The 11,625-nt window shown below is 56.7% G+C and carries 9 protein-coding genes; 3 read left to right on the top strand and 6 right to left on the bottom strand.

What is annotated here, in order from left to right; all coding sequences use genetic code 11:
* Nucleotides 1-30 precede the first annotated feature (30 nt).
* Complete coding sequence (locus K9U38_RS03940) at nucleotides 31-228, top strand: hypothetical protein (RefSeq protein ID WP_224493040.1); 198 nt, start codon at nucleotides 31-33, stop codon at nucleotides 226-228.
* Between the two features lie 282 nt (nucleotides 229-510).
* A complete protein-coding gene (locus K9U38_RS03935; RefSeq protein WP_224493039.1) occupies nucleotides 511-1,629 on the top strand; it encodes an acyltransferase family protein in 1,119 nt (372 codons plus the stop codon).
* A 5-nt stretch (nucleotides 1,630-1,634) separates the two neighbouring features.
* Here K9U38_RS03935 and K9U38_RS03930 read toward each other — a convergent pair whose 3' ends face one another.
* Nucleotides 1,635-2,252 (bottom strand): ribonuclease D, encoded by a 618-nt coding sequence (locus K9U38_RS03930; protein WP_224493038.1) that lies wholly within the window; start codon nucleotides 2,250-2,252, stop codon nucleotides 1,635-1,637.
* A 17-nt stretch (nucleotides 2,253-2,269) separates the two neighbouring features.
* Nucleotides 2,270-3,658 (bottom strand): M20/M25/M40 family metallo-hydrolase, encoded by a 1,389-nt coding sequence (locus tag K9U38_RS03925; protein ID WP_255606927.1) that lies wholly within the window; start codon nucleotides 3,656-3,658, stop codon nucleotides 2,270-2,272.
* A gap of 420 nt (nucleotides 3,659-4,078) precedes the next feature.
* Between K9U38_RS03925 and polA the strand changes: the two genes are divergently transcribed.
* The gene (polA, locus tag K9U38_RS03920; RefSeq protein WP_224493037.1) at nucleotides 4,079-7,039 is read left to right on the top strand and encodes a DNA polymerase I; all 2,961 of its coding nucleotides are present in this window, start codon (nucleotides 4,079-4,081) and stop codon (nucleotides 7,037-7,039) included.
* Nucleotide 7,040: 1 nt separating this feature from the next.
* Here the strand turns inward: polA and K9U38_RS03915 are convergent, their stop codons facing one another.
* From K9U38_RS03915 to K9U38_RS03900, 4 genes are all read right to left on the bottom strand, one after another.
* Nucleotides 7,041-8,627, bottom strand: a complete 1,587-nt coding sequence (locus K9U38_RS03915; protein WP_224493036.1) for an FGGY-family carbohydrate kinase — start codon at nucleotides 8,625-8,627, stop codon at nucleotides 7,041-7,043.
* Nucleotides 8,624-9,301, bottom strand: a complete 678-nt coding sequence (locus tag K9U38_RS03910; RefSeq protein ID WP_224493035.1) for an HAD family hydrolase — start codon at nucleotides 9,299-9,301, stop codon at nucleotides 8,624-8,626. The genes K9U38_RS03915 and K9U38_RS03910 overlap by 4 nt, the downstream gene beginning before the upstream one ends.
* Before the next feature lie 3 nt (nucleotides 9,302-9,304).
* Complete coding sequence (locus tag K9U38_RS03905) at nucleotides 9,305-10,783, bottom strand: mannitol dehydrogenase family protein (RefSeq protein ID WP_224493034.1); 1,479 nt, start codon at nucleotides 10,781-10,783, stop codon at nucleotides 9,305-9,307.
* 63 nt (nucleotides 10,784-10,846) lie between these two features.
* A complete protein-coding gene (locus K9U38_RS03900) occupies nucleotides 10,847-11,623 on the bottom strand; it encodes an L-iditol 2-dehydrogenase (RefSeq protein WP_224493033.1) in 777 nt (258 codons plus the stop codon).
* Between the last annotated feature and the right edge of the window lie 2 nt (nucleotides 11,624-11,625).

Genomic DNA, 11,625 nt, shown 5'->3' with positions numbered 1-11,625 from the left:
CCTTTCGGGCATCGGTAAGGGAGTATTTCAATGCGTTTTGTAATCCTCGCTGGCTTGTGGGTGATACTGAGCGGCTGTGGTGGCGGGGCCATCGAGCGTCTCAATCCTGCCCCTGCATCGGAGGCACAGTATCGTCTTGGCGGTTGCCAGCTCCGGGGCCATGGCGTTTGCAAGGACATGGAGGAATTCGCCGGTACGAACGCACAGGCGGGTAATCCGCCCAACTGAATTGTTCGGTTTAAGCTGTCCCGGACAAAAAATCATCGCACGCGTAAAAAAATATGTTACGGCCCTTGAAAAGCCGTTGGGCCGGTCCTATTTTCATCCTTGCGTAACGAGTGGTTCTCCTCCCATTTTTCGCTCGTTGCGTGTTCCCCTCTGGACGCATTAGCGTTCACAATTCGCCGGGCTTTTGCCCGGCATTTTTGTTTTTGGCGGATTCATCACCCGAATTTTACTTCCTCTTCTGATTTTTCGAGTATCAAAGGAGAACGGATTGGGGAGCAGAGCATGGTAGGCACTGGCGCAAAGACACGCGTTGATTGGGTCGATATTGCCAAAGGCATCTGCATCATCTTTGTCGTCATGATGCATTCGGTCCTCGGTGTTGAAAACGAAGCCGGGGCGCGAGGCTGGATGCATCCCATTGTGGCTTTTGCCCAGCCCTTCCGCATGCCTGATTTCTTTCTGATTTCAGGCCTTTTTCTGGGTCTTGTCATCGACCGGCCGTGGCTGCGTTATGCCGACCGCAAGATCGTCCACTTTGCCTACTTCTATGTGCTATGGCTGACCATACAGTTCTTGTTCAAGGCGCCGGGCATCGTTGCCGAAAGTGGCGCCACCGGCGCAGTTTCCGCGTATCTTCTTGCTTTTGTTCAACCTTTTGGAACCCTATGGTTCATATACCTGTTGCCAGTCTTCTTTGTGGTCACACGGCTGGTCAAGAACGTCAACATCTGGCTTATCCTGCTCGGCGCGGCTCTGCTCGAGACGCTGCCCATCCATACCGGCTGGCTTGTGATTGACGAATTCTGCAGCCGGTTCGTTTACTTCTTTGCCGGATACGCCTTGGCGCCGGCAATTTTCCGTGTGGCAGACTGGCTGCGGCAACGCCCATCGATCACCTTGGCCTTTCTCGGCGTCTGGGCGCTTATCAATGGCTGGCTCGTTTTCAGTCCGGCATCAGCGCCATTTTCAGCCTGGATCCCGGAGGAAAGCTACGCGTCAGGCGGTCTCGGCGGCTGGAGCAGTGTACCCGTAATCTCATTGGCGGCGGGTTTCGCCGGGGCGCTGGCGATCGTCTCGGTCTCTGCGTTGCTCGCAAGCCTTGCGCCGCATGCCGAAAGGGCAATCGCACCATTGCGTTGGCTCGGCGCGCATTCGATTGTTGTTTACCTGGCGTTCTTCCTGCCAATGGCAATCGCCCGCACCTTACTCCTCAAAACTGGCATTGTTACCGATATCGGCACAATATCCCTGCTGACGGTTGCGAGCGGTGTCCTTGGCCCCGTTGTGCTTTACTGGCTCATCCAATGGTCCGGGTACGGGCAGTTTCTGTTCAAGCGACCGCAATGGGCGCATATTGATCGCGCCCCGGTTCGTCGGGAAGCACTGGCTTCGGCCGAATAGCCGGCTCAACTATGAGCAAAAATGTCCTGCTCTTCCCAGCCCATCAAGTCTAGCTTGGAGCGGGTTGGCAGAAACTCGAAACAAGCCTCGGCCTCATCGGATCGCCCGTCACGCACCAGCCGTTGCTGCAGGATGGTGCGCAGGCGATGGAGGTAGAGCACGTCCGACGCCGCGTATTCCAACTGGGCCTGCGACAGCTCCGGTGCTGCCCAATCTGACGATTGCTGCTGCTTGGAGAGATTTACGTCCAGCAGTTCGCTGCAGATTTCCTTCAGGCCGTGCCGGTCAGTGTAAGTCCGCACCAGACGCGAAGCGATCTTGGTACAGAATACCGGCTTTGGCATAACTCCAAAGGTATGGAACAACACTGCAAGGTCAAATCGCCCGAAATGGAAGATCTTGGTGATTTCACTGTCTGCGAGAAGCTTAACCAGGTTAGGCGCTGTTTTCTGGCCCTTATCGATCTGAATAACGTCGGCTGAGCCGTCCCCTGGTGAGATTTGCACCACGCAAAGCCGGTCGCGATGCGGATTGAGGCCGAGCGTTTCGGTGTCGATTGCAACGGCATCGACCTGATAATTGCTCAAATCTGGAAGATCGTTGCGGTGAAAGCGGATGCTCATCTGACTGTCTCTTTCGATTACTTGGCGAGCGCGGCAAGAATACGCGCCCACGACCGCTGACCCTTGTGGAAAGAATTCAGCTCATATTTTTCATTTGGTGAATGGATCCGGTCATCCTCAAGGCCGAAGCCAACGAGAAGCGATTCCATGCCGAGCATCCTTTGAAAATCGCCGACGATCGGAATTGATCCTCCCATTGCGATAAGGACGGCGGGTTTTGGCCACTCGTCACTCAAGGCATTCTTGGCTTTGGTCAGAAGGGGCGACTCATAGGATAGTTGAATAGCAGGGGAGCCGCCGTGCTCGTGAAATTCGACCGAACAATCCGCTGGAATGCGTTCGCGAACAAAGGCGCGCAACGCCTCTCGAATTTTGCCAGGATCCTGCTTGTGCACGAGACGGAACGAAACTTTCGCCGAAGCTTGCGCGGCAATCACGGTCTTGAAGCCCTGTCCGGTGTAGCCGCCCGTTATGCCATTGATCTCGGCTGTCGGACGGGCCCAAGTCAACTCCAAAATCGAACGGCCACGTTCTCCGGAAGGGATCGAAAGTCCGATCGGTCCGAGAAAGCTTTCAGGGGTGGTGCCAAGTCCATCCCACATTTGCAGGATCTGAGTGGGTGTTTCCTCGACACCATCATAGAAGCCGGGGATTGTGACCGCGCCATTGTCGTCATGCAGATCAGCGAGAACCTTCGCGAGAATCCGAATGGGATTGGCGGCAGCCCCCCCGAAATGGCCGGAGTGAAGGTCCCGGTCTGCGGCCTTGACCACAATCTCTTCGCCGACAAGTCCGCGCAGACCAACTGAAATTGCGGGTGTTTCGGCATTCCACATACCAGTATCGCAAACGAGGGCAAAATCGGCCTTCAACTCATCGCGATTGGCCTCCAGAAACGGCTTGAGCGATGGCGAGCCCGATTCTTCCTCACCCTCGAACAGGATGGATACTTTTACCGGGAGCTGGCCATGCACTTGCTTGTAGGCGCGGCAGGCTTCAACAAAGGTCATCAACTGGCCTTTGTCATCGGACGTTCCCCGTCCGGTCAGGATCTTGCGACCTTCGCCAACATCCTTGATCGCCGGCGCGAAAGGGTCGTTCTCCCAAAGATCCAGGGGGTCCACGGGTTGTACATCGTAGTGACCATAAAACAGCACGTGTGGCGAATCAGGCGTCGGCCCGGCGTGGTGGGCCACGACCATCGGGTGGCCGGGCGTATCTCTAATGCTGGCATCGAAGCCAATGGATTTGAGATCGTCAACCAGCCATTCGGCAGCTCTGCGACATTCTGCCTTGAAACCCGGATCGGTTGAGATCGACTTGATTTTCAATAATTCGAAGAGGCGCTCCAGGCTTTTGTCGAGGTTGCCATCAAGTGTGTTCAAGACAGGTTCGAGAGCTGGCATGGATATTTCCTGATTTGTGGGGCCTGGATTCGTGAGGGGGTTCTTCTTAGCGCATTTTTGGAACATCGGCACAAAAAAGTGCCTGATATTACCCACCAAAAAGAAATGGTCGCCGTGGCGGGGGGACCACAGGCGACCAGATCACTACACTCATTAGCGGTCAACCCTGGAGAGGGGGATGAGGCTGGCCGCGTCCGGGGTCAGGCGGGGGACGAGCCTTTTAACCCGGACATCGATCTAACGTCGACACCTACGATTTGGGGGGCAAACCGTGGCAATTCAAGGGCGCCGGACATTACATGTTTGTAACAAACGCGTGATGCTCACCTGTCAGTATCGAACCATCTTTGAACGATCTTTCGGGGAAACGAAACGACAGCTCATTCCCTTTTTGCAGATCATCATTTAATCCTATGGCCCATGAAAAAAGGTGATCATCTCTTCCTCGTCGACGGGTCCGGCTACATCTTTCGGGCCTATCATGCACTCCCCCCGCTGACCCGCAAATCCGACGGCTTACCCGTGGGTGCAGTCTCCGGATTCTGCAACATGCTATGGAAGCTGCTGCGGGAAGCGCGGGATACGTCGGTGCGGGATACCCCGACACATTTTGCAGTGATCTTCGACTATTCATCCCATACGTTCCGGAAGGAAATCTATCCGGAATACAAGGCGAACCGTTCTGCTCCCCCTGAAGACCTGATCCCGCAATTCGGACTCATTCGCCAGGCAACGAAAGCCTTTAATCTGCCTTGCATCGAGAAGGAAGGATTCGAAGCTGACGACCTCATAGCAACTTATGCGCGCATGGCCGAGGAGGCCGGCGCCGAAGTTACCATCATCTCCTCGGACAAGGACCTCATGCAACTCGTCACGCCAAACGTGTCGATGTATGACAGCATGAAGGACAAGCAGATCGGTATTCCGGATGTCATCGAGAAATGGGGCGTGCCGCCGGAGAAAATGATCGACCTTCAGGCTCTTACCGGCGACTCGACTGATAATGTGCCGGGCGTTCCCGGTATCGGACCAAAGACGGCGGCGCAGTTGCTGGAGGAATTCGGTGACCTTGATCAGCTCTTGGCCCGTGCAGGCGAAATCAAGCAGCAGAAGCGGCGCGAAAACATTCTTCAATATGCGGAGCAAGCCCGCATTTCGCGTCAACTGGTAACCTTGAAGACGGATACGCCGGTCGACGTTGGCCTCGAGGATTTCAGCCTGGAACCGCAGGACGGCCAGAAGCTCATTGCATTTCTGAAAACAATGGAATTCAACTCGTTGATCCGGCGTGCGGCGGAAGCCACCGGCGTCGATGCAAGTCAGATCCAGCCCGCGCAGCTGAAGATCGAAGCGGTTGCCGAGGCACATGGCCCGGACGTCGATATGGCACCCGCGACCGCGTCGGATGCAGCGCGCCCGGTATCGCCAGAGACTGATCTTTCGGTCGCCTCCCCCAAACAATCCGCGTCAAATGCAGGGGCAACCCCTGCGGACCTCGTCAAATCGCGAACCGACGAGATATTGACTGCCAAGTTCGACCGAAGCGCCTACACAACCATCCGTGACATCGCGACATTGGAGGTCTGGATCAACGAGGCGATGACATCCGGAGTCATTGCCTTCGACACCGAAACCAACTCGGCCGACCCCATGCAGGCAGACGTTGTGGGCTTGTCGCTGGCCACCCGACCGGGAAGAGCTGCCTATATCCCCATCAACCACAAATCGGGCGAAGGAGACCTCCTTGGCGGCGGATTGGTGGACCACCAAATACCGGAACAGGATGTCTTCCGTCTGCTGAAGCCGCTGCTTGAGGACCGCTCGGTTTTGAAAGTCGCGCACGGCATGAAATATGAGTGGCTCATCATGCATCGCCACGGCATCGATCTTCATCGGCTGGATGATACGATGCTGATCTCCTATGTGCTTGATGCCGGTGAAGGCAGCCACGGCATGGATGGCCTCTGCGATCGCTGGCTCGGACACAAGCCTCTCTCCTATAAGGATCTGATCGGGTCCGGAAAATCATCGGTTACCTTCGACAAGGTCGCCGTCGAACATGCTACCCAATATGCGGCGGAAGATGCCGATGTGACCTTGCGCCTGTGGCGGCTATTGAAGCCACGTCTTGTCGCGGACGGACTCGTGTCGGTCTATGAGCGACTCGAACGCCCGCTTATTCCCGTGCTCGCCCGCATGGAGGAGCGCGGCATTTCCGTTGACCGGCAAATCCTGTCTCGTCTTTCAGGCGATCTCGCCCAATCGGCCGCCGCCATCGAGGAAGACATCTACCGGCTCGCCGGGGAAAAGATCAATATTGGCTCGCCCAAGCAAATGGGTGACATCCTGTTCGGCAAGATGGGCCTGCCTGGCGGATCCAAAACCAAGACCGGTCAATGGTCCACCTCCGCCCAGCTCCTGGAGGACCTTGCCGCAGAGGGTCATGAATTACCGCGGAAGATCGTCGATTGGCGCCAGTTGACCAAGCTGAAATCCACCTATACCGACGCACTGCCCGGCTATATCAACCCGCGAACGAAGCGTGTTCATACGTCCTATGCCATGGCGGCAACCTCGACTGGCCGGCTTTCCTCGTCCGAGCCGAACCTCCAGAACATCCCGGTGCGCACCAGTGAAGGCCGCAAGATTCGCACAGCCTTCATTGCAGAGCCCGGGAACAAGCTGATATCGGCCGACTACAGCCAAATCGAACTGCGCGTTCTTGCCCATGTCGCCGAGATTCCGCAACTCACCCAGGCTTTCGCCGACGGCATCGACATTCACGCGATGACGGCGTCGGAAATGTTCGGCGTTCCGGTGAAGGATATGCCATCGGAAGTGCGCCGCCGTGCCAAGGCCATCAATTTCGGTATTATTTATGGCATTTCCGCCTTTGGGCTTGCCAATCAGTTGTCAATCCCGCGTGAGGAGGCCGGGCAATACATCCGCACATATTTTGAGCGCTTTCCCGGTATCCGGGATTATATGGAATCCACCAAGGCATTTGCCCGCCAGCACGGTTATGTCGAAACAATCTTCGGTCGGCGTGCCCACTATCCAGAAATTCGCTCGTCCAATCCGCAACACCGTGCATTCAGCGAACGCGCCGCGATCAACGCGCCCATTCAGGGCTCGGCCGCCGACATCATCCGACGCGCCATGGTTCGAATGGAACCGGCACTGAGTGAAGCCAAGCTCTCTGCGCGCATGTTGCTGCAGGTTCATGACGAACTGATCTTCGAAACTTCGGATGCGGAAGTGGAAGCGACGATACCGGTTATTCAGGACGTCATGCAGAACGCCGCTATGCCTGCCATCTCGCTTGCTGTGCCGCTTCAGGTTGACGCTCGTGCCGCGAACAATTGGGAGGAAGCGCACTGAGCTATTGCAGCGCGTCCAACGCCTTTCGTTGGGCGTGCATCTCAAGGAAAATGCTGTAATCCCTATCAAAGCGCTTACGGGCGTCCGCATTCGGCTGCCTTGGATAACCGCCCTGCTTCATTGCAATACAGGCGGACGGCAACTCTGGATAAAGCCCCGCCGCCGTCGCCGCGACCATGGCGGTACCCAGCAGGACCGCGTCGTCCGCGGCGGATGTAATCACCGTGCAACCCGTGGCATCCGCATAAAGCTCCATCAGCAGCGGATTCTTGGTATGTCCGCCGGTGACATGCATGGTATCGATCGCATAGCCCTTGTCGTTCAGCGCATCGAGAATGTGCCGTACACCAAGCGCAATGCCAACGGACGTACGCCAATAAAGGCGGCAGAGACTGTCGAACGAAGCATCAAGGCTGAGGCCGCTGATCACACCCACAGCATGCGGATCGGCGAGCGGCGAGCGGTTTCCATGAAAGTCAGGAAGAACATGCAATCTGCCGGCGAGGTCCAGCCCCTCCTTTGCACGCAACTCCATTACCCGGTCAGTGATCCTCTTGTGCAAGGCGGTGTTCGGTTCGCCAACTGCCCCATGCCAGCGAATGATGTGATCCAATAAAGCGCCGGTCACCGATTGACCACCCTCACTCAGCCAGCAATCCGGCAGGGCCACGCCGTAATAGGGGCCCCAGCCACCACTGAACGAAACCGGCTCCTGCGACAGGGCCATCAGGCAGCTTGAGGTCCCCGCAATCAAGGCAAGATGGCGGTCGATCTCCGAAAGATCCCCGGCAAAGCCGCCCAGTACGCCCAGCGCACCGGCATAGGCATCGATCAGTCCGGCGCCGACCCGACATGCGGTGGTCAGCCCCAATGCCTCGGCGGCCTCCGGCGTGAGCGCGCCGACGAAGGCACCCATCGGGCTTGCATGTTCAGGGAGATTTCCGCGTTCGATCATGTCCTCAAGGCCGATAACCTTGAGATAGTCCGATTGCCAGCCTTCGCTTTCGTGGGCGAGATAGGTCCATTTGCATGTCAGCGTGCATTGCGATCGCGCCAGCGACCCGGATGCCCTCCAGGTGAGATAGTCCGCGAGATCGAAGAAATAGCCGGCGTTTTTCCATGTATCCGGCAAATGCCGTTTCAGCCACATGAGTTTTGGTGTTTGCATTTCCGGTGACATGACGCCACCAAGGAAGCTGAGCACCTTGTGACCTGTTGCCGTGCACTCGTCTGCTTCGCCCAATGCGCGATGGTCGAGCCAGACGATCGTATCCCATCGCTGCTCGCCAGTGGTGGAAACTGTGAGCTGATCGCCTTCCGTGTTTCGCACAACCAGCGAACAGGTGGCGTCAAAGCTTATTCCCGCAACATCGGAAGCATCAATTTTTGCGGCCGAGACGGCACCCCGTACGGCGATGCAAACGGATTTCCAGATGTCCTCCGAATCGTGCTCAGCATGATCGGCAAGGGGACGATTCATTAGAATGGGATGTTCGACGCGACCCAGAAGGTTTCCCTTGGGATCAAGGATGCCTGCCCGCGCACTCCCTGTCCCGACATCGACCGCACAGACGAATTTCGGCATCAACGAACTTTCGGTGTGGCTTCCAGCAAGCCCGGCAATTGCAACATGTCGTCGAATATACGGTCTGGTTTGAGAGACGCAAGTGCTGCCTCCAGCCGGCCGCCGCGCGAATGGGTACCGCCGGTGAAGGCGAAAACACGCATGCCCGCGCTCTTCGCCGCCTCGATTCCGGCGGGGCTGTCTTCGATTACCAGGCAATGGCGCGGCTCGACGCCCATGGTTTTGGCCGCAAGAAGGAACAGATCAGGTGCTGGTTTGCCTCGCTTCACCATGGTTGCGCTGAATATGTGCGGGTCGAGCAGATCAAGCAGGCCAGTCAACGTCAGCGACAAGCGAATGCGGTCCGGTTGGCTCGACGATGCCACGCAGCGCGGCACGTCCAGTTGCTTCAACGTCTCAGCAATACCTGGGATCGGCTGCAAATCCCGTTCAAATCGCGCAAAGAGATTGGCACGCATCTCATCAAGATCAGCCTCGCTCGCAGCAAAGCCGTAGTCCTCGTGCAAGATCCTGCTGATTGTCGTCATGCTGCGACCAAGGAACCGGTCATAAGCATCGTCTTCAGACAATGTCGTTCCGCTTTTGGCAATCATATCGAGCAAGACAGCGATCGAAATCGGCTCGCTGTCGACAAGAACACCGTCACAATCGAAGATGACAAGAGCGGGCTTTGCCATTCGTCAAAGCTTGCTTGACAGATAGAGCTTCAAGGTTTCACGCGCGCCCTTGTCCCAAAGTGTCCGGAGGATTCGCGAGAACGATTCGACAAAAACCGGAGACGTTCCAACATCGCCGAAAATGTCGCTCATCGCAAGAAACGCTTTCGGATCGGCCTTTGCCTTCAAGGCTTCGACCTTCAATCGCTCTGCGCTTGCATCGAGATAGTTTGTCGGCTTGCCGCTATCTGTCGTCCCGGCACAAAACCGGCACCAGAGCGCTGAAACCAGTGACAATCCAGTTATGCTCTTGCCAGCTCTGAGACGGTCCGCAGTCGTCGGCAGAATGAACTTTGGCTGCCGATTGGAGCCATCCTGGCAGAGGCGCTGGATCGTATCGCCGATCTTTGGATTGGAGAAGCGCCGGACGATGAGAGCGAAATAGTCATCGAAGGGCATGTCCGGAACAGGTGGCAGCACCGGAATGATTTCCTCGGACTCAAGCTTGGTGAGGAAGTCGCGGATCAATGGTTCTTCCATGGCTTCGTGGACGAAGTGGATGTCCATGAGCGCTGCCGGATAGGCAATGGCCGCGTGTCCGCCATTGAGAATGCGAATTTTCATCAACTCATAGGGGGCCACATCTTTAACAAAAGTGACGCCCACCTTTTCCAACGCAGGACGTCCTGTTGGAAAGTGGTCTTCCAGCACCCACTGCTTGAATGGTTCGCAGAAAACCGGCCAATTGTCCTCGACACCGAAATCCGTGGCCAACAAATTGCGCTCACGGTCAGTCGTGGCCGGCGTGATACGGTCAACCATGCTGTTTGGAAACGCAACATTGTCCTTGACCCACTCGGCAAGTTTTGGGTCGACGAGTGCGGCAAGCCCACTGATCGCATCGCTTGTGACATGGCCATTGCCAGGTATGTTGTCACAGGACATCACCGTAAACGGCGCTGTACCTTCGTCGCGACGGCGGATCAACCCGGCGAGGATAAGGCCGAACACCGTTTTTGGATCCTTGATGTTTGCTGCGTCGGCGACGATGGCCGGATGTTTTGGATTGAAAACACCTGAGGCAGGATCAATGAAATAACCGCCTTCGGTAATCGTCAATGAGACGATGCGGATAGCCGGGTCAGCGAGCCGCGCTATGGTATTACCGGTCTGTCCAGGTTCCAGGTAATCGATCATCGACGACGTCACATGGGCAATCCTGTGGCCGCTGTCCTGCTCAACGACGGTCGTCAGCCAATCCTGTGCCGCCAGCTTTTGTCGCATGGTTTCATCGGAGGCAAGAACCCCAGCTCCGACGATGGCCCATTCGTGGTCAGTGCCCGCATTGAACAGTTCATCGAGATAGACGGCCTGATGTGCACGATGAAAATTGCCGATGCCAAAATGAACGATACCGGCCTTCAGTTCGGACTGGTCGTAGCGGGGAGCGCCGACGCTTTGCGGCAATTTTTGCAGGGTGGCTTTTGAGAGTTTGACAGTCATCGGGATTCACCCCTCTTTCACATAAGGTGCACCTGGCTGCGGTTGCCGCAGTGCAGGAAAACGTCAGCTCATCCAGTTGCCGCCGTCGACATTGTAGGTTTGGGCAACGACATAATCGCTCTCGCTGCTTGCGAGAAATATCGCCATGCCGGTCAGATCATCAGCGGTACCCATACGCCCATAGGGCACTGCTTCACCGACGAGCCGCTTCTTCTCGCCCCGTGGCCTGTTCTCATATTTGGCAAAGAGTGCATCCACGCCCTCCCAGTGCTCGCCATCGACTACTCCGGGTGCTATCGCATTCACATTGATACCGTGCTCGACCAGGTTGAGCCCGGCCGACTGGGTAAGACTGATGACCGCGGCCTTCGTTGCGCAATAGATGGCAACCAGCGGCTCCCCACGTCGCCCTGCCTGGCTGGCCATGTTGATGATCTTGCCACCCTTGCCGCGTGCAATCATCGTCCTCGCAACGGCTTGCAAGGTGAACAGCGTCCCCGAAAAATTGACAGCGAAAAGCTTTTCATAGCTTTCACGCGTGATTTCCACGATCGGCGCGAGATCGAACAACGCTGCATTGTTGACGAGGATGTCGATACCGCCGAACCTGTCGACTGTCTCGCCGACAGCTCCGTCTATCGAACTTTGGTCTGTAACGTCGAGACGAACCGCGTATGCGCCGCCGCCAAGCTCCTTGGCTGTCGCCTGGGCGCGTTCCAGATTGATATCGGCTATCACCACATGGGCAGCGCCCTCGCGCAGGTATGCCTCAGCGAATGTCCGACCAATGCCGCGTGCCGAACCCGTGATGAATGCCGTCTTGCCTTCCAGTCTGTTCATTT

The sequence above is a fragment of the Phyllobacterium lublinensis genome (assembly GCF_020164435.1).
GTDB lineage: Bacteria > Pseudomonadota > Alphaproteobacteria > Rhizobiales > Rhizobiaceae > Phyllobacterium > Phyllobacterium lublinensis.
This window is presented reverse-complemented; position numbering and strand designations above follow the sequence as displayed.